This window comes from Streptomyces sp. NBC_00846 (genome assembly GCF_045207325.1).
GTDB lineage: Bacteria > Actinomycetota > Actinomycetes > Streptomycetales > Streptomycetaceae > Streptomyces.
In genome coordinates this window covers 6,177,872-6,200,437 of the sequence record NZ_CP108846.1, presented here as the reverse complement: position 1 = coordinate 6,200,437, position 22,566 = coordinate 6,177,872, and the positions used below count along the sequence as shown (strand labels likewise).

14 protein-coding genes and 1 pseudogene are annotated in these 22,566 nt (G+C 67.8%); 2 read left to right on the top strand and 13 right to left on the bottom strand.

The window, feature by feature from the left end; genetic code table 11:
* Nucleotides 1-49 precede the first annotated feature (49 nt).
* From galE to ngcE, 10 genes are all read right to left on the bottom strand, one after another.
* The gene (galE, locus tag OG936_RS28500; RefSeq protein ID WP_406498521.1) at nt 50-1,036 is read right to left on the bottom strand and encodes a UDP-glucose 4-epimerase GalE; all 987 of its coding nucleotides are present in this window, start codon (nt 1,034-1,036) and stop codon (nt 50-52) included.
* Between the two features lie 42 nt (nt 1,037-1,078).
* Nucleotides 1,079-2,587: an amino acid permease gene (locus tag OG936_RS28495; protein WP_406498519.1), complete on the bottom strand. Its 1,509-nt coding sequence runs from the start codon at nt 2,585-2,587 to the stop codon at nt 1,079-1,081.
* Nucleotides 2,588-2,793: 206 nt separating this feature from the next.
* Complete coding sequence (gene dxs / locus OG936_RS28490; protein ID WP_406498517.1) at nt 2,794-4,725, bottom strand: 1-deoxy-D-xylulose-5-phosphate synthase; 1,932 nt, start codon at nt 4,723-4,725, stop codon at nt 2,794-2,796.
* A gap of 168 nt (nt 4,726-4,893) precedes the next feature.
* A complete protein-coding gene (locus OG936_RS28485) occupies nt 4,894-6,207 on the bottom strand; it encodes a sugar ABC transporter permease (RefSeq protein WP_406498515.1) in 1,314 nt (437 codons plus the stop codon).
* On the bottom strand, nt 6,204-6,998 hold the full coding sequence (locus OG936_RS28480; RefSeq protein ID WP_406500644.1) for an ATP-binding cassette domain-containing protein: 795 nt from the start codon (nt 6,996-6,998) through the stop codon (nt 6,204-6,206). The genes OG936_RS28485 and OG936_RS28480 overlap by 4 nt, the downstream gene beginning before the upstream one ends.
* 143 nt (nt 6,999-7,141) lie before the next feature.
* The gene (locus OG936_RS28475) at nt 7,142-8,239 is read right to left on the bottom strand and encodes a sugar ABC transporter substrate-binding protein (protein ID WP_406498513.1); all 1,098 of its coding nucleotides are present in this window, start codon (nt 8,237-8,239) and stop codon (nt 7,142-7,144) included.
* A gap of 118 nt (nt 8,240-8,357) precedes the next feature.
* Nucleotides 8,358-9,560 carry an ROK family protein gene (locus tag OG936_RS28470; protein ID WP_406498511.1) on the bottom strand — a complete coding sequence of 401 codons (1,203 nt, stop codon included), beginning with the start codon at nt 9,558-9,560 and terminating at the stop codon, nt 8,358-8,360.
* Nucleotides 9,561-9,759: 199 nt separating this feature from the next.
* Nucleotides 9,760-10,677, bottom strand: a complete 918-nt coding sequence (locus tag OG936_RS28465) for a carbohydrate ABC transporter permease (RefSeq protein ID WP_406498509.1) — start codon at nt 10,675-10,677, stop codon at nt 9,760-9,762.
* Nucleotides 10,678-10,768: 91 nt separating this feature from the next.
* The gene (locus tag OG936_RS28460; protein ID WP_266749353.1) at nt 10,769-11,692 is read right to left on the bottom strand and encodes a carbohydrate ABC transporter permease; all 924 of its coding nucleotides are present in this window, start codon (nt 11,690-11,692) and stop codon (nt 10,769-10,771) included.
* A 50-nt stretch (nt 11,693-11,742) separates the two neighbouring features.
* Nucleotides 11,743-13,191 (bottom strand): N-acetylglucosamine/diacetylchitobiose ABC transporter substrate-binding protein, encoded by a 1,449-nt coding sequence (ngcE, locus tag OG936_RS28455; RefSeq protein WP_406498507.1) that lies wholly within the window; start codon nt 13,189-13,191, stop codon nt 11,743-11,745.
* A 501-nt stretch (nt 13,192-13,692) separates the two neighbouring features.
* Between ngcE and OG936_RS28450 the strand changes: the two genes are divergently transcribed.
* Nucleotides 13,693-17,538, top strand: a complete 3,846-nt coding sequence (locus tag OG936_RS28450) for a GH92 family glycosyl hydrolase (RefSeq protein WP_406498505.1) — start codon at nt 13,693-13,695, stop codon at nt 17,536-17,538.
* Nucleotides 17,539-17,645: 107 nt separating this feature from the next.
* Here the strand turns inward: OG936_RS28450 and OG936_RS28445 are convergent, their stop codons facing one another.
* Nucleotides 17,646-18,290, bottom strand: coding sequence for a histidine phosphatase family protein (locus tag OG936_RS28445; protein WP_406498503.1), 645 nt, complete (start codon nt 18,288-18,290; stop codon nt 17,646-17,648).
* Nucleotides 18,291-18,455: 165 nt separating this feature from the next.
* On the bottom strand, nt 18,456-21,182 hold the full coding sequence (gene acnA / locus OG936_RS28440) for an aconitate hydratase AcnA (protein ID WP_406498502.1): 2,727 nt from the start codon (nt 21,180-21,182) through the stop codon (nt 18,456-18,458).
* A 284-nt stretch (nt 21,183-21,466) separates the two neighbouring features.
* On the opposite strand from acnA, the pseudogene OG936_RS28435 reads away from it, so the two are divergent.
* Nucleotides 21,467-22,102 (top strand): annotated as a pseudogene (locus OG936_RS28435) (TnsA-like heteromeric transposase endonuclease subunit); the annotation flags it as partial.
* Between the two features lie 271 nt (nt 22,103-22,373).
* Here the strand turns inward: OG936_RS28435 and OG936_RS28430 are convergent.
* Complete coding sequence (locus OG936_RS28430; RefSeq protein ID WP_406498500.1) at nt 22,374-22,565, bottom strand: hypothetical protein; 192 nt, start codon at nt 22,563-22,565, stop codon at nt 22,374-22,376.
* Nucleotide 22,566: the final 1 nt, after the last annotated feature.

Below are 22,566 nucleotides of genomic sequence, written 5' to 3'. Positions count from 1 at the left end.
GGGTGGAAGCACCCCGGGGCATCGCCGCATCAGCCGTTCCGGGCCGCTCTCAGCGGCGCGCCTCGGGGTGGTACAGGCACCAGCCCTCCCAGGCCGACGCGACCATCTCGCGCACGTCATGCCGGGCCGTCCAGCCCAGTTCCTCCCGCATACGGTCGGCCGAGGCCACGACCCGGGCCGGGTCACCCGGGCGCCGGGGGGACACGGTCGGTTCCGCCGCCGGCCCATACCCCGTGACCTCGCCGATCAGCGAGATCATCTCGCGCACCGAAACCCCTTCACCCAGGCCGATGTTGACCGTCAGGTCGGTCCCGTCTCCGCGTTCGCCCAGGGCACGCGCCACGGTGACGTGGGCGCAGGCCAGGTCCTCGACGTGGATGAAGTCGCGGACGCAGGTACCGTCCGACGTCGCGTAGTCGTCGCCGAAGATCATCGGGGCGCGGCCCTCGGTGAGCTTCTCGAACACCATTGGGATCAGGTTGAAGGCGCCCGTGTCGGCGAGCTGCGGTCCGGCCGAGCCCGCGACGTTGAAGTAACGGAGCGAAGCGGTCGCCATGCCGTGGGCGGCACCCGCCGCGCGCACCATCCACTCACCGACGAGCTTGGTCTCGCCGTACGGATTGACCGGAGCGCACGGAGCGTCCTCGCCGACCAGGTCGACGTCGGGGAGGCCGTACACGGCGGCGGACGAGGAGAAGAGGAAGCGGCGCGCGCCGGCCGCCGTGACGGCTTCGAGGAGGTTCTGCAGCCCGTGCACGTTCTCCCGGTAGTAGTGGAGCGGGCGGGCCACGGACTCGGCGACCTGTTTCTTCGCGGCGAGGTGGACGACTCCGCCGATGCCGAACTCGGCGAGGGTCCGGTCCAGGGCGGCACGGTCGAGCGTAGAACCCTTGACGAAGGGCACACCCCCGGGCACCCGGTTCGAGTCACCCGTGGACAAGTCGTCGTACACGACGACCTGTTCGCCCGCGTCGAGCATCGCTCTTACGACATGCGCCCCGATGAAACCCGCACCACCCGTGATCAGCCACGTCATACGGTCATAATATCCGTGATACGGGGTATGTCGGACACGCTGCTACCGGGCATCGCCACGCGCCAGCCTGCTGTGACTGCGCCCGTACGCGAAGTAGATGATCACGCCGATGATCATCCAGATGGCGAAACGAAGCCAGGTCTCGGCCGGCAGATTGAGCATCAGCCATACCGAGGCGGCCACCGACAGGATCGGAACCAGCGGCACCCACGGGGTGCGGAACGCGCGGTGCAGATCGGGGCGGGTGCGGCGCAGCACCATGACGCCGAGGGCGACGACGACGAACGCGAAGAGCGTGCCGATGTTCACCAGCGTCGCCAGTTCGTTGATGCTCGTGAACCCGGCGACGATCGCGATGATCACGCCGAGCAGGATGGTCGGGCGGTACGGGGTGCGGTAGCGCGGGTGCGTCACGGAGAAGAACCGCGGGAGCAGTCCGTCGCGGCTCATCGCGAAGAACACCCGGGTCTGTCCGAGCAGCAGGATCAGACAGACCGTGGTGAGACCGATCGCGGCGCCGAAGCTGATGAAACCGGCGTAGACGGGATGGCCGACGGCCTTGAAGGCATCGGCCAGCGGGGCTTCGACGGACAGTTCGGTGTAGTGCTGCATGCCCGTGACCACCAGCGAAACGCCGACATAGAGCAGGGTGCAGATGAACAGCGAGGCGAGGATGCCACGTGGCATGTCACGTTGCGGAACCTTCGTCTCCTCGGCGGCGGTGGCCACCACGTCGAAGCCGATGAAGGCGAAGAAGACGACGGAGGCGGCGGTGAAGATGCCCATGACGCCGAAGTTCGTGGGCGCGTAACCGAACATCAGCTGGACCAGCGGCGCGGTCAGTCCGGAACCGGAGGGCTGTGGCCGGGCCTCGGGGATGAAGGGCGAGTAGTTGGCGGCCTTGATGAAGAACAGTCCGGCAATGATCACGACAAGCACCACGGCGACCTTGATGGCGACGACAACCGTCGTGACCCGGGCCGAGAGCTTCATGCCGAGCACCAGGACGACGGTCAGGACGAGCACCAGCACGAAGGCCAGGATGTCGAACCCGAATCCTTTCGCCGCATCGGTTCCGGAGAGCACGTCGGGCATGGTCCAGCCGAAGTTGTCCAGCAGCGAGCGGACGTAGCCGGACCAGCCGACCGCCACCACCGCCGTGCCCAGCGCGAATTCCAGCACCAGGTCCCAGCCGATGATCCAGGCGACGAGTTCACCGAGCGAGGCGTAGGAGAAGGTGTACGCGGAACCGGCGACGGGAACGGTCGAGGCGAACTCGGCGTAGCAGAGCGCGGCCAGGGCGCAGACGACGGCCGCGACGACGAAGGCGAGCGCGGTAGCGGGGCCGGCGGTCTCCTTGGCGACCTTGCCGGTGAGCACGAAGATGCCGGTGCCGATGATGACGCCCACTCCGAAGACCGTGAGGTCGAGCGCGGAGAGGGACTTCTTGAGCGCGTGCTCCGGCTCCTCGGTGTCGCGGATGGACTGTTCGACCGTCTTGGTCCGGAACAGTCCGTCGCTGCTGGGTGGTGTGTCCTGCTGGGCAGTCACCGGCGTACCTCCACGCACTCGTCGTGTACGCCATGATTGGGACCGTATCTGCCGCGGAGGACTCCGGACCGGACGATTTCACACGAATGGGCCGGTCGGACCACCCGTACAGGGTGCTCCGACCGGCCCGTCGGCCGTATCGCGGTTCGCTCGTACGGCCCCGTGGCACCGCGGTCCGGAGGCCGCTCGTGCGGGGGGGGCGCGGCTCAGTCGCGGACGGGCTCCACGACGACGGAGACGTCGTCCGCGCCCGTCTCGTAGCGGCCGCCCAGCCTGGCGACCAGGCCGGTGACCTGGCGGGCGATGTCCGGGGCGGTCAGCCCGATCTCGGCCATGACCTCCTTGCGGGAGGCGTGGTCGAGGAAGCGCGGCGGGATACCGAAGTCGCGCAGCGGTACGTCGACCCCGGCGTCGCGCAGCGCCTGGGCGACGGCGGAGCCGACGCCGCCGGCCCTGCTGTTGTCCTCGACGGTGACGACGGCCCGGTGCCGCTCGGCCAGCGGGGCCATGGCCTCGTCGACCGGCTTGACCCAGCGCGGGTCGACGACCGTCGTCGTGATGCCCTGGGCGTCCAGCAGATCGGCGATCTCCAGGCACATCGGGGCGAGCGCGCCGACGGAGACGAGCAGGACGTCCGGCCGGGTGGTGCCGGGCTCGCGCAGGACGTCCATGCCGCCGACCCGGCCGACGGCCTTGACCGCCGGGCCGACCGCGCCCTTGGAGAACCGGACCACGGTCGGCGCGTCGTCGACCTCGACGGCCTCGCGCAGTTGGGCGCGGACCTGGTCGGCGTCGCGCGGGGCGGCGATCCGGAGCGTGGGCACGCACTGCAGGATCGACATGTCCCACATGCCGTTGTGCGAGGCGCCGTCGGTTCCGGTGACGCCGGCCCGGTCCAGGACGAAGGTCACACCGCACTTGTGCAGCGCGACATCCATCAGGACCTGGTCGAAGGCGCGGTTGAGGAAGGTGGCGTACACCGCGAAGACGGGGTGCAGTCCGCCGGTGGCGAGGCCGGCCGCGGAGACCGCGCCGTGCTGCTCGGCGATGCCGACGTCGTAGATCCGGTCCGGGAACGCCTTCTCGAACTTGGTCAGGCCGACCGGCTGGAGCATGGCCGCGGTGATCGCGACGATGTCCTTGCGCTCCTTGCCGAGCTTGACCATCTCCTCGCCGAAGACGGAGGTCCAGTCGAGGCCCGAGGTGGCGATGGGGAGGCCGGTGTCGGGATGGATCTTGCCGACGGCGTGGAAGCGGTCGGCCTCGTCGAGCAGGGCGGGGGTGTAGCCGCGGCCCTTCTCGGTGAGGCAGTGCACGATGACCGGCCCGCCGAAGCGCTTGGCGCGCTGGAGCGCGGACTCCAGGGCCTCGATGTCGTGGCCGTCGATCGGGCCTACGTACTTCAGGCCGAGGTCCTCGAACATGCCCTGCGGGGCGATGAAGTCCTTCAGCCCCTTCTTGGCGCCGTGCAGCGTCTCGTACAGCGGCTTCCCGACGACGGGGGTGCGCTCCAGGATGTCCTTGCCGCGGGCCAGGAAGCGCTCGTAGCCGTCGGTGGTGCGCAGCGTGGCGAGGTGGTTGGCGAGGCCGCCGATGGTCGGGGCGTAGGAGCGCTCGTTGTCGTTGACGACGATGACGAGCGGGCGGTCCTTGGCGGCGGCGATGTTGTTCAGCGCCTCCCAGGCCATACCGCCGGTGAGCGCGCCGTCACCGATGACCGCCACGACGTGGTCGCCCTTGCCCAGCACCTCGTTGGCCTTGGCGAGGCCGTCGGCCCAGCCGAGCACGGTGGAGGCGTGCGAGTTCTCGATGACGTCGTGCTCGGACTCCGCGCGCGAGGGGTAGCCGGAGAGGCCGCCCTTGCTCTTGAGCTTCGAGAAGTCCTGGCGACCGGTGAGGAGCTTGTGCACATAGCTCTGGTGACCGGTGTCGAACAGCACCTTGTCCTTCGGCGAATCGAAGACCCGGTGCAGGGCGATGGTCAGCTCGACCACGCCCAGGTTGGGGCCGAGGTGTCCGCCGGTCTTCGAAACGGCGTCGACGAGGAAGGTCCGGATCTCTTCGGCGAGCTGGTCCAGCTGCTCGGGAGTCAGCCGGTCCAGGTCGCGCGGTCCACCGATGCGGGTCAGCAGAGCCACCCGTTCCTCCTTGCGTTGAGCTGATCGAGCATGCCGATCCGATGAGTCTAGTGTTCCGCCTGTCGCGGCAGGCATCGGGCAGGGGTGTACTGCCCCACCCCTGTCCGCAGCCGACCGTGCCCGGCGCCCCGATCGGGGCGCCGGGCACCGGTTGGGGTGACCGCTGTATCAGGCGCGACCTGCGGTCTTCTGGGTACGGCGGGAGACCGAGTCGATGACCACGGCGGCCAGCAGAACGGCGCCGGTGATCATGTACTGAATGGCGTTGGCCATACCGATCATGTTCAGGCCCTGCTGGATCGACTGGATCACGATCATGCCGAGCAGCGCGGACCAGACTTTGCCCCGGCCGCCGAAGAGGCTGGTGCCACCGATGACGGCGGCGGCGATGACCAGCATCAGCGTGTTGCCGCCGCCGACGCTCTTCGTGGCGCCGCCGGAGAGGCTGGCGATGAAGAGGCCGCCGAAGGCGCCCAGCGTGCCGGACAGGGCGAAGACGATGATCCGGACGCGGTCGACGTTGATACCGGCCCGGCGCGCGGCCTCCGGGTTGCCGCCGACCGCGAAGACCTGACGGCCGAAACTCGTGCGCCGGGCGACGAAGTCCGCGACGATCAGGACGGCGAGGAAGAGCACCAGGGCGAGCGGCAGGCCACGGGCGCCCGCGGGCTCGTTCAGGACGTACGCGACGACGAAGCACAGGATCGCGACGACCGCTGTGCGCAGCACGACCTCGCCGGTCGGGCGGGCGGGCAGACCCGCCGCCTTACGGCGCCTGCTGTCCACCAGGAGCGAGGCCCCGTACGCGAGGACGGCGACCAGGGCGAGTCCGTAGCCGGCGGCCTTGTCCTCGAAGAAGTAGTTGGTCAGGTTCTCGACGGCACTGCCGGACGGCGTGTTGATCGACCCTTCCCCGCCCATCATCCAGTCCTGCAGACCGCTCCAGCCGAGGAAGCCCGCCAGGGTGACGACGAACGCCGGTACGCCGATCTTGGCGAAGAAGAAGCCGTGCAGCGCGCCGAGGGCCATTCCGGAGAGAACGGCGACGATGATCGCGAGCCACTCGTTCCAGCCGTTGTTGACGTTGAGCACGGCCCAGACGGCCGCGCCGACCCCCGCGACGGAGCCGACCGAGAGGTCGATCTCGCCGAGCAGCAGCACGAACACGATGCCGACCGCCATGATGCCGATGCCGGAACTGTAGACGGCGATGTTGGCGACGGAGCTCGCGGAGAGGAAATTGCTGTTCTGGAACTGGAAGACGACCGCGATGACGATCAGGCCGACGAAGACGGGCAGCGAGCCGAGCTCACCGCCGCGCACCTTGCGGGTGAACTCCGACCAGTAGCCCTTGAAGCCCTCCTCGCGGATGAGCAGACGCGGGTCGACGGCGGGTACGGGGGCTGCCGACTGCTCGGCGGCCGGTGGTTGCGGGGCGGGCTTCTCGGTGGAGGTCCCGGGGGTCTTGGCGAGGTCGCTCACTTCGCGTCCTCCTTCGTGGCCGAGCGTGCTTGGCGACGCGTGACGGCGTTGTCCGTGGCGCCGGTGATCGCGGCGATGATCTCTTCGTGGGAGGTGCCCGCCACATCGAAGACACCGTTGTTGCGGCCCAGGCGGAGCACCGCCACGCGGTCCGCGACGGCGCGCACGTCGGCCATGTTGTGGCTGATGAGGATGACGCCGTGGCCCCGCTCGCGCAGCCGCTCGACCAGGTCGAGGACCTGGGCGGTCTGCTCGACGCCGAGTGCCGCGGTCGGTTCGTCCAGGATGACGATCTTGGGGTCACCGATCAACGCGCGTGCGATGGCCACGACTTGACGCTGACCGCCCGAGAGCGCGGCGACCGGGATGCGGACGCTGGGGATCCGGATGGAGAGAGTGTCCAGCAATTCCTTGGCGCGCTTCTCCATCGCGATCTCGTCCAGGACGGAGGCCTTGCGCAGTTCGCTGCCGAGGAAGAGGTTGGCGACGACATCGAGGTTGTCGCAGAGCGCCAAGTCCTGGTAGACGGTGGCGATTCCGAGATCCTGGGCGTTGTTCGGCCGGTTGATCCGGACCGCCTCGCCCTCCCACTCGATGACGCCTTCATCGATCGGGTGGACACCCGAAATGGTCTTGACGAGCGTCGACTTGCCGGCGCCGTTGTCGCCGACCAGGGCGACGACCTCGCCGGGGTGAATCTCCAGGTCCACATCGGTGAGCGCCTGGACGGCGCCGAACCGCTTGGAGATTCCGCGCAACGCCAGCACGGGCGTAGCGGACACGTGAATCATCTCCTTCGCCGCCTGACCGGCGGGGATGGTGGTGCTGAGCACAGGGGTGTGCGAGAGAAGTCCGGCGCCCGCCCCCGCCTGCGGGGCGTTGACGGAGCGGGCGCCGGACCGGCGAGGAGGCCCGGAGGCACGGCCCGAGGGCGCTACTTGATACCGACTGCTTCGCAAGCCGCCTTGTACTCGGGCGTGCAGATCTCCGAGGCCTTGTAGACCTTGTCGGCGATGATCGTGTCGGCGACGTTCTCCTTGGTCACGACCTGCGCGTCGTACAGCTTGGCCGGGATGCCCTTGATCGCGCCGGAGACGCTGTCGACCTTGGTCGGGGTCAGGTCGTCGAACTTCTCGCCCTTGAGGAGCCTGACCGCGATCTCGGCGGTGGTCTCCGCCTCAGGCTTGATCTGCTTGTAGATCGTGAAGGCCTGGTCGCCCTTGAGGATGCGCTGCAGCCCGGCGAGCTCGGAGTCCTGACCGCCGACCGGGACCTTGATGCCCTGCTTGTTCAGGGCCGTGATGATGCCGCCGGCCATGCCGTCGTTGGCGGAGTAGACGCCCTGGAAGCCGTCCTTGCCCAGGGAGTCGATGGCCGCGCCCATCTTCTTGTTGGCCTCGTCGGGCGACCAGTCAGGGATGTCCTGCTCGTAGACGACCTTCTTGACCTGGGTGTCCAGGACGCTGTGGGCACCCTTCTTGAAGAACGGGGCGTTCGGGTCGAGCGGCGAGCCGTTGATCATGACAACGTTGCTCTCCTTGGCCTTGGCGCCGAGCGCCTTGACCATGGCCTCCCCCTGAAGGCGGCCGATCTTCTCGTTGTCGTACGACACGTACGCGGAGACCGGGCCCTCGGCGAGGCGGTCGTACGCGACGACCTTGACGCCCTTCTTGGCCGCCTGCTCCACCCAGGACTTGGTGGCCTCGTAGTTGACGGAGTCCACGATGATGACCTTCACACCCTGGGTGATGAGCGCGTCGAACTGCTTCTTCTGGGTATCGCTCTCCCCCGCGGCGTTGCTGTACTTGACCTTGCAGTCGCCGCACAGCTGCGTGATCTTCGCCTCGATGATGGGGCGGTCGAAGGTCTCGTAACGAGTGGTCTTGTTCTCCGGCAGCAGCAGGCCGATGGCCTTGCTGTCGCCGCCGCCGCCACCCTTGTTGTCGTCGCCCGCCTTGCCGCAGGCGGCGAGGGAGACGGCCATGGAAACAGCGGCCGTGCCGATGACAATGCGTCGCGTCGTTGCGTTCATGTGGGGTTGCCTCCCTGACGAGGCCGCGACGGTGCGGCCGAGGTGGCAGGAAGTCAACTCGGCTGTGACGTCAGCGTCAAGGAGTAAATCCTTAACGAGATGACAACGGTGCCATTCGTCATCTAAGTGAAGGCTGGGCGGTTGACGGCAGGGTGCTTTCCAAAAGGGTTGAATCCCCCATCTCGCTCAGCACCAGGGCCAGCGCACCCAGCACTTCGGCCCGGCCGCCGAGCGCCCCCGGCAGCACCGAGAGCTGCCGGGCGGCGCTGGGAATGGCGTAGCGGGAGACCGAGTCGCGGATCGGTGCGAGCACCAGCTCGCCGGCCTCGGCGAGCGAACCGCCGAGCACCACCCGGCTGGGGTTGAGCAGATTGCAGAGGTTGGCCACCCCGCTGCCGATGTGGCGCCCGACGTCCCCGATCACCCGTCGGCAGCCCGGATCGCCCTCGCGGGCCAGCTGGACCACCCGCTCCATGGTGAGATCGGGCCCGTGACTGGGCTGGAGCAGCGGCAGGACGTAGCGCGCGGCGGTGAACGTCTCCAGGCATCCGCGGTTGCCGCAGCGGCAGACCGGGCCCGATTCGTCGAGCGTGATGTGCCCGATCTCGCCGGCCGTGCCGCCCGGCCCCCGGTAGATGTTCCCGTCGATCACCAGACCGGCACCGACACCGCTGGCGACCTTGATGTACGCGAGGTCCTTGACCCCGCGCCCGCTCCCCCAGACCAGCTCGCCGAGCGCGCCGAGGTTGGCGTCGTTGTCGACGTACACCGGCACGCCGAGCCGGCCCGCGAGCTCCTCGCTGGGGTTGATGCCCGTCCAGCCCGGCAGGATCGACGTGGAGCCCAGGGTGCCGGACTCGACGTCGATCGGGCCGGGAACACCGAGGCCCACCCCGATCACCTTGTCCGGGCTGATCCCGGTCGCCTCGATGAGCCGTTTGACCAGGCGTTCCGCCCGTCCGAACCCCTCCGCGGCCGAGGCGTCGACATCCATCGGCTCGGACTCCTCGGCGAGCACCTGGTGGGCGAGGTTGCCGATCGCCACCCGCAGATGCGTATGACCGAAGTCGACGCCGATCACAATGCCGGCGTCACCGCTGAGCGAGACGCTGCGGGCCCGCCGGCCGCCCGCCGAGGTGGGCGTCACCTCGACCGTGCCGCCGTCCTTCAGTTCGCGAACGATGTTGGAGACGGTGGCCGCTGACAGGCCGGTGCTCCGTGCGATCTCCGCCTGGGTGAGCGAGCCCGCCATGCGTACCGCGCGCACCACCCGCTCAAGGTTGGCGCGATGCAGAGATGTCTGCGAACCCGGAGTCTCCATCGACTCTCTCACTCCTACTGATTTCTCCAACATGTGAACTCTAAGCTGAGCGTTTTGAGGTACTCCCCGTCAAGACCTTGAGCATACGAAGCCTCGGATGAGCACCGCGCCCGCGCCCGGGGCACCCGTCCCGCACACGCGAACCGCCCGCCGGCGCATGGCCGACGGGCGGTTCGTGTGTGTACGGACGGTACGAGTGCTACTTCACCGCACCCGCGGTGAGCCCGGCGACGACCTGGCGCTGGAAGATGATGTAGGCCGCGAGGACCGGCAGCATCGCCATCACCAGACCGGCGAAGAGGCCGGACCAGTCACCCTTGTACCCCTGGCTGTTGGCCAGTTCCACCAGGCCCTGGGAGAGCACCCTGTGGTTCGGATCGGTATTGAGCACCGTCGGCAGCATGTACTGGTTCCACTGCCCGAGGAAGTTGAAGATACCGACGCTGATCAGGCCGGGCTTCGCCATCGGCAGCATCACCTGGAAGAAGGTCCGGGTGTGCGAGGCCCCGTCGATCATCGCCGCTTCCGCCACCGAGCTCGGCAGTGACCGGAAGAACGAGGTGAGGAAGAAGACGGTGAACGGCAGCGAATACGCGATGTAGACCATGATCAGTCCGTGCCGCGTGTTCAGCAGGCCCATGTTGTTCATGACGAAGAACAGCGGGACCAGCGCCAGGATGATCGGGAAACTCATCCCGCCGATGAACAGGTAGTAGAGGAAGCGGTTGCCCGGGAAGTCGAACCGCGCCAGTACGTACGCCGCCATCGACCCGAGCAGCAGGGTTCCGACGAGCGAGCAGCCCACCACCACGACGGTGTTGAAGAAGTAGTCGCTCATGTGCGCCTGGCTCCAGGCGCGCGACCAGTTCTCGAAGTGCAGCTTGTCGGGCAGCGACCACGGCGTCGACAGGATCGAGTCGTCCGTCTTGAAGGACGCCATCACCGCCCAGAGCAGCGGCAGGACGACCAGGATCGCCCAGATGATCAGCACACCGTGCGAGAAGACATTGAGGACCTGGCCCTCGCCGCTCTTCTCCTTGACGGCGGGCGCGGGCGCCTTGGCCACGGGTGCCGGGCCGGCCGCCGGTGCCGCGGGTGGGGTGTCAGTCGTCTTCACGTGTACTCACCTCGTACTGTCGAGCCGGACACGGAGGCCGACCTGTGGTGCCTGCTGGGGGTCCGGGGGCCGTCCCCCGTGAATCGCAGCATCAGAACTCCAGCCGCTCGCGCCGGCCCAGTCGCATCACCACGGCGGCGAAGGCCATGGTGACGATGAGCAGTCCGACACCGATCGTCGTCGCGTATCCGGCCTGCCCGTCGCGGAAGGCCGTCTGGTACACGTACAGCGGAAGGACCGTGGTCGAGTAGTCGGGACCACCGGGGCCCACGGTCATGACCTGTACGGCGGTGAACGCCTCCACGCCGAGGGCCAGGATTCCCATGTAGACCCAGCCCGACTGCACCGTGTCCCAGAGCAGCGGAAGCGTGATCCGGAAGAACGTGGTGAAGCGGTTGGCGCCGTCGAGGAGCGCCGCCTCGTAGAAGTCCTTCGGGATGGACGCCATGCCGGCCGAGAAGAGGACGACGAAGAATCCGACCGTCGACCAGACCAGCACCGACATGACGCAGACCAGCGCGAGACTCGGATCGCCCAGCCAGTCCGGCTGGATGGAGCCCAGACCGATTCCCTTCAGTGTCGAATTCAGCATCCCGCTGACGGGGTTGAAAGCGAACTGGAAGAGCAGGGCGACGATGACGATCGAGAGCACCTGCGGGAAGAAATAGGCGATCTTGTAGAAGGACGAGCCCCGCACGCCGGAGACCGCGGCGTTCTTACGCCGTCGGCCTCCGACATTGAGCATGAAGGCGAAGAACAGCGCCAGGCCCAGCGTCACCAGCGGCAGCAGCAGCACGAGCAACACGCTGTGCTGCAACGACTTCCAGAAGACGTCGTCCTTCAGCATCTTCGTGTAGTTGTCGAACCCGACCATCTTGAAGTCCGGGCTCAGGCCGGTCCAGTCCGTGAACGAGTAGTAGATGGACTGGATGAACGGCCAAATGACGAAGACCGCGTACAACGCCAGTGGGACTACCAAGAACCCCACGATGAAACGGTACTTGCCGTGCTGCATCGTTTACCGACCCCGATCTTTCCGCGGGTGCCGCCGCTGGTGACGGTTGCTCACTGGTGCTTGTAGTGCTTGATGGACTGGTCCTTGGCCGCCGCGTCCGCGAAGGCCTGGATCTTCTTGAGGGTCTCGGCCGGGGTCGCGCGGCCGGCCATCATCTCGCCGATGCCGGCGACGCCGATCTGCTCCTTCTGGAGCTTCACGTACCAGTCCTGCAGACGCGGGTTCACCACGTTGTCGCCGGCCTTCTTCAGCGAGTCGACACCGGCCTGCATGGCGGTCGACAGGGTCAGACCGTCGGTGCCACCGTTGAAGGCGCTGAGCGACTTGACCTGCTTGGTGAAGTTCTTCGACGACTCCTCGGAGAGCATGATGCGCAGCTGCTCCATGCCGCCCTCGGGGTTCTTCGCCTTGGCCGGAACGATGAACGGCTCGCCGCCGGACGCCCAGATGGTGCCGAACGGCATCTTGTCGGACGAGTCCAGGCCGGACGGCGGCGCGACCATCATCTTGAAGTCCTTGGGCGTGGTCGGCGCCGCCTCGTTCTCCACCCACGAGCCGTTCGGGATGAACAGCGCCTTGCCCTTGGTCCACTCGGTCTGCGACTGGATGTGGGTCAGGCCGGGGGTGCCCTTGAGGATGTAGCCCTTCTGGTAGAGCTCGTAGTACGCCTCGAACGCCGCCTTCACCGCGGGGTCCATCCAGGCGTTCGGCTCCAGGTTGTCGATCTTGTCGAGAACCTCCCGGCCACCGATCTTGGCGATGAACGGGTAGAGCGAGAACGGCAGGTAGTACGGGTACTTGCCGGGGTACGTCCAGCCGGCGATGCCCTTCTTCTTCGCCTTCGCGCAGAGGGCGAGCATGTCGTCCCAGTTCTCGGGGTACTGCGCGTCGAGGTTTTCGAGCGCGGTCTGCGAGTACCAGACGCCGTACACGGTGTACGCGTAGTACATGATCCAGACGGGGTCGCCGTCGAACTGCCCCATCTCCAGGACACCCGGGCGCAGCGTGTCGCGGACCTTCTTGCTGGGGTCGTCGATGGACGGGGCGTCCATCAGCGGCGTGAGGTCGAGCAGCTGCTTCTTGCCGACCAGGACACCCATGTCCATCTGCTCGGCGCCGGAGTTGTCGATCAGGTCCGGCGGGGTGCCGCCGTTGAAGCGCGGCTGCAGCTGCGACTGGATCTTCTGGGTCGCGGCGTGCTTGACCTTCGGAGCCTTCGGGAACGCGGCGTTGTACTTCTTCTCCGCGTCGAGGGCGTACTGCTGGCCGAAACCACCGTCGAAGATGACTACCTCTAGGGGAGCCGTCTCGTTGACGCCGAGCGGGTTCGTCTTGCTGGTCTTGCCCTTCTCGACCTTCTTGTCGCTGCTGCTGTCACTGCTCGCACACGCCGACAGGAAGCTCATCGTCGGCACGGTGATCAGGCCGAGTGCGGCAGATCGCTTGATCACATCGCGACGGCCAAGGCCCTCACTCTTGTGGGCGGAGGTGGATCCCATGCTCAAGTCCTCGCCTTCTCCAGGACTCAGGCGGTGTGTACCGGTCGCCCGTCGATATTCGCCAGACAGGCGAAGGGCCCCGCCACCGCGGTCAGTTGCGCTTGGGTAGTGCTGATCTCAGGCTAGCCATGTGCAGTGGGGGGTGAGGGAGTTCGGACATCGGATCGCACCTGTTGTGCCGTCCTCGGCCGTTCCCCCGTGTCCCCCTGCCCGCGTCGCCGGAAACGGCGGTGCAGACGCCGACAGGTATAGTCCACTTGCGACCAACTGAGCAAGATCGAATGCAGGTTTGGGCAGCAGTCTTTCCCGAGTTGAGACCTCGCGGATATCTGGACCCCGTGCGTCCCGATCCGGGTGTAACGATTTCCGCATTACGGTTGATTCCGTCAGCGGTTCACACCCAACACCCTTGACACATCCCGCCACTTGGCTCCCTACTGGATCCTGTGCAACTCGGTGACAACGTTGTCCAAGCGCACTTCCTCGGGAGGAATGCTCGGCATGCAGCCCCGACATGGTTCTCGTAAGAGACAAAGCCGTACGGCCGCGCTGATCGCGGCTTCACTGGTTCTGGTCGCGACAGCCCCCACCGCGGCCGCCGCGCAGTCGGCACGGACGGGAGACAAGGGCCAAAACGCCCTGGGGGAACGGATGTTCAGTTCTTCCTTCGAATCGGATGAAAAGCAGCCGGACTGGCGCAACACCGTCGAAGAAGGCCCGGACGGAAAGAAGCGGTCATCGGGTGTCGATGGCGGCTTCTCCGCCGGAATACCGGGCAATGTGACCGACAAGGTGACGGACGTCCGCGCCAGCGGCGAGAACACCGGCGGCGGGGAGGTGAAGGAGAACCTGATCGACGGCGAGCCCGGCACCAAGTGGCTGGCCTTCGAGCCCACCGGCTGGGTCGAGTTCGACCTCGTCGAACCGGTCAAGGTCGTCACGTACGCGCTGACGTCGGCCAATGACCACGACGAGCGCGACCCGAAGGACTGGACCCTGCAGGGCTCCACCGACGGCAAGACGTGGAAGGACCTGGACTCCCGGACCGGCCAGGCCTTCACCGAGCGGTTCCGGACAAAGTCGTACGACGTCACATTCGACACGGCACACCAGCACTACCGCCTGCAGATCACGAAGAACAACGGCGCCTCCGACGCGACCCAGCTCGCGGACGTCCAGTTCTCCGACGGCGACACCTCGGCCCCGGCCCCCGACTCGATGCGCAGCCAGGCCGACCGCGGCCCGTCCGGCTCCCCCACCGCCAAGGCGGGCGCGGGTTTCACCGGCAAGAAGGCCCTGCGGTACGCCGGTACGCACAAGGCGGACGGCCGGGCCTACTCGTACAACAAGATCTTCGATGTAAACACGGCTGTCACCCGTGACACCTCACTGTCATATGTGATCTATCCCCAGATGGGCGAAACCGACCTCTCCTACCCGGCGACGCACGTCTCGGTGGACCTGGCGTTCACGGACGGCACGTACCTGAGTGATCTGCGGGCGACCGACAGCAACGGCGGCCCGCTGACCCCGCAGGGCCAGGCCGATGCCAAGCGGCTGTACGTCAACCAGTGGAACAAGGTCGACTCGGTGATCGGCACCGTCGCGGCGGGCAAGACCGTCGACCGGATCCTGGTGGCGTACGACTCCCCCGAGGGCCCGGCGAAGTTCCAGGGCTGGATCGACGACATCAAGATCGCGCCGAAGGCACCCGAGAAGCGCCGCCCGCACCTGTCCGACTACGCGTCGACGGTCCGTGGCACCAACTCCAGCGGTGGTTTCTCGCGCGGCAACAACTTCCCCGCCACCGCGGTCCCGAACGGCTTCAACTTCTGGACGCCGGTCACCAACGCCGGGTCGACCAGTTGGCTGTACGACTACGCGCGCGGCAACAACGACGACAACCTGCCCACGCTCCAGGCGTTCAGCGCCAGCCATGAGCCGAGCCCCTGGATGGGCGACCGGCAGACCTTCCAGCTGATGCCGTCGGCGGTCGCCGGCACTCCGGACGCCTCGCGCACGGCGCGTGCGCTGCCGTTCCACCACGAGAACGAGACGGCGAAGCCGCACTACTACGGTGTGACCTTCGACGACGGCCTCAAGGCCGAGATGACACCGACCGACCACGCGGCCCGGATGCGGTTCACCTATCCCGGCGACGATGCGAGCGTCGTCTTCGACAACGTCTCCAACGACGGCGGCCTCACCCTCGATCCGGACACCAGCTCCTTCACCGGCTTCTCCGACGTGAAGAGCGGCGGCTCGACCGGCGCGACCCGGCTCTTCGTCTACGGCGTCTTCGACGCGCCGGTCACCGCGAGCGGCAAGCTGTCCGGCGGTGGCGGTGACGATGTCACCGGGTACCTCCGCTTCGACGCGGGCAAGGACCGCACGGTCGGCCTGCGCCTGGCGACCTCGCTCATCGGCATCGACCAGGCCAAGCAGAACCTCGCCGCCGAGATCCCCGCCGCCCGCTCCTTCGGCGCGGTCGAGGACCGGGCGCAGCGGGCCTGGGACGGCATCCTGGGCAAGGTGGAGGTCGAGGGCGCCACGGCCGACCAGCTGACCACCCTGTACTCCAGCCTGTACCGGCTGTACCTGTACCCGAACTCGGGCTTCGAGAAGGTCGGCGGCAAGGACAAGTACGCCAGCCCCTTCTCCCCGCGGGTCGGATCCGACACCCCGACCCGCACGGGCGCGAAGATCGTCGACGGCAAGGTGTACGTCAACAACGGCTTCTGGGACACCTACCGGACGACCTGGCCGGCGTACTCCCTCCTCACGCCGGACAAGGCCGGTGAGATGGTGGACGGCTTCGTCCAGCAGTACAAGGACGGCGGCTGGATCTCCCGCTGGTCCTCCCCCGGTTACGCCGACCTGATGACCGGCACCTCCTCGGACGTCGCGTTCGCCGACGCGTACGTCAAGGGCGTGAAGTTCGATGCCGAGGCGGCGTACGACGCGGCGCTGAAGAACGCCACCGTGGTCCCGCCGTCCTCGGGCGTCGGCCGCAAGGGCATGGCGACGTCCCCCTTCGTGGGCTACGCGAACACCTCGACGCACGAGGGTCTGTCATGGTCGCTGGAGGGTTACCTCAACGACTACGGCATCGCGCAGATGGGCCAGGCACTTTACGAGAAGACGAAGAAGGAGCGGTACAAGGAGGAGTCCGAGTACTTCCTTGACCGCGCCCGCAACTACGTCGAGCTCTTCGACAACAAGGTGGGCTTCTTCCAGGGCAAGGACGCGAAGGGCGCCTGGCGGCTCACGCCGGACACGTACGACCCGCGGGTCTGGGGCTACGACTACACGGAGACGAACGGCTGGGGCTTCGCCTTCACGGCCCCGCAGGACAGCCGGGGCCTGGCTAACCTGTACGGCGGGCGCGCCGGCCTGGCCAAGAAGCTCGACACGTACTTCACCACGCCGGAGACGGCCGGCCCCGAGTTCGCCGGCTCGTACGGTGGCGTCATCCACGAGATGACGGAGGCGCGTGACGTACGGATGGGCATGTACGGCCACAGCAACCAGCCCGCGCACCACGTCACCTACATGTACGACGCGGCCTCGCAGCCCTGGAAGACGCAGGAGAAGGTCCGCGAGGTCCTGAGCCGCCTCTACACCGGCAGCGAGATCGGCCAGGGCTACCACGGCGACGAGGACAACGGCGAGCAGTCGGCCTGGTATCTCTTCTCCTCGCTCGGCTTCTACCCGCTCGTCATGGGCAGCGGGGAGTACGCGATCGGCTCCCCGCTCTTCACGAAGACCACGGTCCACCTGGAGAACGGCCACGACCTGGTCGTCAAGGCGCCGAAGAACAGCGCGAAGAACATCTACGTCCAGGGCCTGAAGGTCAACGGCAGGAAGTGGACCTCGACTTCGCTGCCGCACGACCTGCTGGCCAAGGGCGGTGTGCTGGACTTCGACATGGGTGCCGAGCCGTCGTCGTGGGGCACGGGCAAGGACGCGGCGCCGACCTCGATCACCACGGACGACAACGTGGCGACGCCGAAGGCGGACGTGCTGAAGGGCGAGGGCGCCCTGTTCGACAACACGTCGGCCACGTCGGCGACGGTCACCTCGGTGGACCTGCCGGTGGCCTCGGCCACGGACGCGGCCCAGTACACGCTGACATCGAGCGCGGCGGACCGGGCCCCGACGGGCTGGGTCCTCCAGGGCTCGTCGGACGGCACGACGTGGAAGGACCTCGACAAGCGGTCGGGCCAGTCGTTCGCCTGGGACCGGCAGACGAGGGTGTTCTCGGTGGCCACGCCGGGCTCGTACGCGCACTACCGCCTGGTGTTCGCCGGTGAAGGGACGCTCGCGGAGGTGGAGTTGCTCTCCTGACCGGGTGTTCTGCCCGCGTCACGGCCGACGGCCGGTACCTCACCCCGGGGTACCGGCCGTCGGCCCGTCGGTGGGGCAGCCGCGCGGCGGCACGGCTGGGCTCCCGCTCAGTCCTGCTCCGGGCTCTCCAGAACGGCCCGGGTGAACAGGCTCTCGGGCAGGGTCACATTCCACGCCGTCAGAACCGGCTTGCCGTGCTCGGTGCCGAGCCGCGAGACCGCCCCCGTGGCGAGCTGGAACAGTGTGCCCTCGGCCGGGGTCAGGCCGAGATAGCGGGCGGTGAGTACGCGCAGGAAGTGGGAGTGGGCGACGAGCGCGATGTCCTCCTGCGTATCGCGGCCCGCGGCCCGCACGACCTCCGCCAGCACCCGGTCGGCACGCGCACCGACCTCGGCGGGCGTCTCGCCGGGATGCGCCTCGGGGCCGGGGGCGACCCCGTCGGTCCACAGATTCCACTCGGGGCGGGTGAGGCGGATCTCCTCGGTGGTCACCCCTTCGTAGCCGCCGTAGTCCCACTCGCGCAGCTCGGGTGTGATGCGGGGCGCGGTGAGCCCGGCGAGCTCCGCGGTGCGCCGGGCGCGTACGGCGGGACTGACCAGGGTGAGCGCGATCTGCCGGTCGGCGAGCAGCGGGGCCAGGGCGCGGGCCTGCCGTTCGCCGAAGGGGGTCAGGGGCAGATCGGTGTGGCTCGTGTGCTGCCCGGACCGCGACCACTCGGTCTCGCCGTGCCGGATCAGGATCAACTCGCCCATGGTGATTCCGCTCCCTGTGTGCCGATGACGCTGTCGCGGGTGTGAACCCGCGGGCCCACGATCGCATTCCGTCGGGTCGGCGGCGGGCGCGGCTCGCCCCCGGGCGTCCGCGCGGAAAGGGCCGCACCCCGGGAGACCCGGGATGCGGCCCTTCGGCTCTGCTGCCTACTTGCGGATCAGGCTGCGGAGCACGTACTGCATGATGCCGCCGTTGCGGTAGTAGTCCGCCTCACCGGGGGTGTCGATGCGGACGACCGCGTCGAACTCCACACCGGTGTCGGTGGTGACCTTGACGGTGCGCGGCGTGGTGCCGTTGTTGAGCTCGGTCACGCCGGTGAAGGAGAAGGTCTCCTCGCCGGTCAGGCCGAGGGCCTCGGCGCTCGCGCCCTCCGGGAACTGGAGCGGGAGGACGCCCATGCCGATGAGGTTCGAGCGGTGGATGCGCTCGTAGGACTCGGCGATGACGGCCTTGACGCCGAGGAGCGCGGTGCCCTTGGCGGCCCAGTCGCGGGACGAGCCGGAGCCGTACTCCTTGCCCGCCAGGATGACGAGCGGGACGCCCGCGGCCTGGTAGTTCTGCGAGGCGTCGTAGATGAACGACACGGGGGCATCGCCCGCAGACGCAGCCTGGGTGAAGTCGCGGGTGAAGCCGCCTTCGGTGCCCGGGGCGATCTGGTTGCGCAGGCGGATGTTCGCGAAGGTGCCGCGAATCATGACCTCGTGGTTACCACGGCGCGAGCCGTAGGAGTTGAAGTCACGGCGCTCGACGCCGTGCTCCGTGAGGTACTTGCCGGCCGGGGTGTCGGCCTTGATCGCACCGGCCGGGGAGATGTGGTCGGTGGTGACCGAGTCGCCGAGCTTGGCGAGCACCCGGGCGCCGGAGATGTTCTCGACCGGGGTCGTCTCCATCGTCATGCCCTCGAAGTACGGGGGCTTGCGCACGTAGGTGGACTGCGGGTCCCACTCGAAGGTGTTGCCGGTCGGGATCGACAGCGCCTGCCACTGGGCGTCGCCGGCGAAGACGTCCTGGTAGGACTTGTTGAACATGTCCTCGCCGATGGAGTTGGCGACGACGTCGTTCACCTCGGCCTCCGACGGCCAGATGTCCGCGAGGTAGACCGGCTTGCCGTCCTGGTCGATGCCCAGGGCGTCCTTGGTGATGTCCACCTTCATCGAACCGGCGATGGCGTACGCGACGACCAGCGGCGGGGACGCCAGGTAGTTCATCTTGACGTCGGGGTTGATCCGGCCCTCGAAGTTACGGTTGCCGGAGAGCACCGAGGTCACGGCCAGGTCGTGCTCGTTGACCGCCTTGGAGACCTCCTCCGGCAGCGGGCCGGAGTTGCCGATGCAGGTGGTGCAGCCGTAGCCGACGAGGTTGAAGCCGACCTTGTCGAGGTACGGGGTCAGGCCCGCCTTGTCGAAGTAGTCGGTGACGACCTTCGAGCCCGGGGCGAGGGTGGTCTTGACCCACGGCTTGCGGGTCAGGCCCTTCTCGACCGCCTTCTTCGCCACGAGCGCCGCGGCGACCATGACGTACGGGTTCGAGGTGTTGGTGCAGGAGGTGATCGCGGCGACGGTGACGGCGCCGTGGTCGATCTCGTACGTCGTGCCGTCGGGGGCCGTGACCGTGGTCGGACGCGACGGAACGCCGTTGGAGGAGGCCGGCGAGTCGGAGGCCGGGAAGGACTCCTTGCCCGACTCCTCGTCCTCGGAGACGTAGTTGCGCACGTCCTGGGCGAACTGCTCCTTGGCGTTCGCGAGGACGATGCGGTCCTGCGGGCGCTTCGGGCCGGCGATCGACGGGACGACCGTCGACAGGTCCAGCTCCAGCTTCTCGGAGAAGTCCGGCTCGGCGGCCGGGTCGAGCCAGAGACCCTGCTCCTTGGCGTACGCCTCGACGAGCGCGACCTGCTGCTCGTCACGGCCGGTCAGACGCAGGTACTTCAGCGTCTCGTCGTCGATCGGGAAGATCGCGGCGGTGGAGCCGAACTCCGGCGACATGTTGCCGATGGTGGCGCGGTTCGCGAGGGAGGTGGCGGCGACGCCCTCACCGTAGAACTCGACGAACTTGCCGACGACACCGTGCTTGCGGAGCATCTCGGTGATGGTCAGCACGAGGTCGGTGGCGGTGGTTCCGGCCGGGAGCTCGCCGGTCAGCTTGAAGCCGACGACGCGCGGGATGAGCATGGAGACCGGCTGGCCGAGCATCGCGGCCTCGGCCTCGATGCCGCCGACGCCCCAGCCCAGCACGCCCAGGCCGTTGACCATGGTGGTGTGCGAGTCGGTGCCGACGAGGGTGTCGGGGTACGCCTGGCCGCCCCGGACCATGACCGTACGGGCCAGGTGCTCGATGTTGACCTGGTGGACGATGCCGGTGCCCGGAGGGACGACCTTGAACTCGTCGAAGGCGGTCTGGCCCCAGCGCAGGAACTGGTAGCGCTCCTTGTTGCGGCCGTACTCCAGCTCGACGTTCTGCGCGAACGCGTCGTTGGTGCCGAACTTGTCGGCGATGACGGAGTGGTCGATGACCAGCTCGGCCGGGGCGAGGGGGTTGATCTTGGCCGGGTCACCACCCAGCTCCTTGACGGCCTCACGCATGGTGGCGAGGTCCACGACACACGGCACACCGGTGAAGTCCTGCATGATCACGCGGGCCGGCGTGAACTGGATCTCCTGGCTGGGCTGTGCCTGGGAGTCCCAGCCGCCGAGCGCCCGGATGTGGTCGGCGGTGATGTTCGCGCCGTCCTCGGTGCGGAGCAGGTTCTCCAGCAGCACCTTCAGGCTGTAAGGGAGGCGCGCGGAGCCCTCGACCTTGTCCAGCTTGAAGATCTCGTACGACTCGTCGCCCACGCGCAGCGTGCTGCGGGCGTCGAAGCTGTTCGCCGACACGACAGTCTCCTTCATCAATGTGCGCGTACTCCGCGCCGCGCCTCATTACGGCGGGCGCCGCGTGGTGCCGCCTACGACCCCTCGACCATCCGCTAAGGTAAGGCTCAGTTAGGCAACCCTTACCCGATGGGGCGATCTACGGTGCGCCTTCGGCATATATCTCGATGTCGAGATAACTCTAGTACATCACCGTAGCGCGGTCATGTGCGGGCGCCCTGTGTCCGCTGTCATCCAATCGAGGCGTTTGACAGCGAACCCAGTCGTTTCGGCTTCCTCGGTTCGAGGACGTGGCCGCAGTACGGCCGTTTCGCTGGTCGCGTGGTGAGCGTCACTTCTCGGGCTGGTACTGGGCGGCGACAACCGGTCGGCACGTCGGTTTCGAGTCGTGGCTGGAGCGGGACCGGCTTGTGCTGATGGATTTCGATCCCGGAATGGTGGGGATCGCCTCGCAGCCGTTCTGGCTGCACTGGCACGACGGCGAGCGTGAGCGTCGGCATGCTCCGGACTACCTCGTGCGCCGCGCGGACGGCTCTGCGGTGGTCGTGGATGTCCGCGCTGATGAGCGGGTCGGGCCGAGGGACGCGGAGGCGTTCGAGGTGACCCGTCTGGCCTGCTGTCAGGCGGGATGGGGTTTCGAGCGGGTCGGGGTTCCGGAGGAGGTGCTGCTGGCGAACGTGCGGTGGCTGTCGCGCTACCGGCATCCCCGGTGCCGGCGCGGGCAGGTTGCGGACCGTTTGCGGGAGGTCTTCGCGGCGCCGGTCCCCTTGATGGCCGGAGCGGATGCGGCCGGTGACCGGCTTGAGATGCTCCCCGTGCTGTTCCATCTCCTCTGGTTCCGCGAGTTGGCCGCCGAGGGGCTCGCGGTCGGGTTGCTGGGGCCGTCCACCATCGTGCGCCTGGCGGACGGAAGCGTTCTGTGACGGGGGCTGGGAAAGAACGGCGGGTGCCCCCGTCGGCCAGGATCGCGGAGTTCCCGCAGACCGCTGCGGAACAGGCCCGTTGGTGGGAGAGGCACATTCTGGAGGTGCTGGACGGCTTGCCGCCGGATGCTCCTGCGGGGACGGTGCCGCGGCCGGAGTTCGACCCGGAACGGAACTCGCTTGCTCAGCGGGAGAGGGCCAAGGCTGCCGAGCTGACGGCGGCCGGGCACGCGATGACGGCCAGCGGGGTCAAGCAGCGGCGCCAGCGCTATCAGCGCGACGGGCTGGTCGGCCTGGCCGACGGCCGGTCGGCGAAGCAAATGCCGTCCTTCGGCCGGGTGGCCCCGGCGGTGGTCGAGGCGATGAGGCAGGCGATCGGCGAGACGGCCGAGGCGTCGTCGAAGACGATCGGCTTCGTGGTCTGGCGGGCGACGCAGATCCTGGCCGCCCGTGAGGATGTCAAG

What these genes read in the sequence shown, in the direction of transcription:
- galE (WP_406498521.1), bottom strand. Translation starts at nt 1,036, where the DNA reads ATGACGTGGCTGATCACGGGTGGTGCGGGTTTCATCGGGGCGCATGTC.
- OG936_RS28480 (WP_406500644.1), bottom strand. Translation starts at nt 6,998, where the DNA reads ATGATTCACGTGTCCGCTACGCCCGTGCTGGCGTTGCGCGGAATCTCC.
- OG936_RS28475 (WP_406498513.1), bottom strand. Translation starts at nt 8,239, where the DNA reads ATGAACGCAACGACGCGACGCATTGTCATCGGCACGGCCGCTGTTTCC.
- OG936_RS28470 (WP_406498511.1), bottom strand. Translation starts at nt 9,560, where the DNA reads ATGGAGACTCCGGGTTCGCAGACATCTCTGCATCGCGCCAACCTTGAG.
- OG936_RS28460 (WP_266749353.1), bottom strand. Translation starts at nt 11,692, where the DNA reads ATGCAGCACGGCAAGTACCGTTTCATCGTGGGGTTCTTGGTAGTCCCA.
- ngcE (WP_406498507.1), bottom strand. Translation starts at nt 13,191, where the DNA reads ATGGGATCCACCTCCGCCCACAAGAGTGAGGGCCTTGGCCGTCGCGAT.
- OG936_RS28450 (WP_406498505.1), top strand. Translation starts at nt 13,693, where the DNA reads ATGCAGCCCCGACATGGTTCTCGTAAGAGACAAAGCCGTACGGCCGCG.
- OG936_RS28445 (WP_406498503.1), bottom strand. Translation starts at nt 18,290, where the DNA reads ATGGGCGAGTTGATCCTGATCCGGCACGGCGAGACCGAGTGGTCGCGG.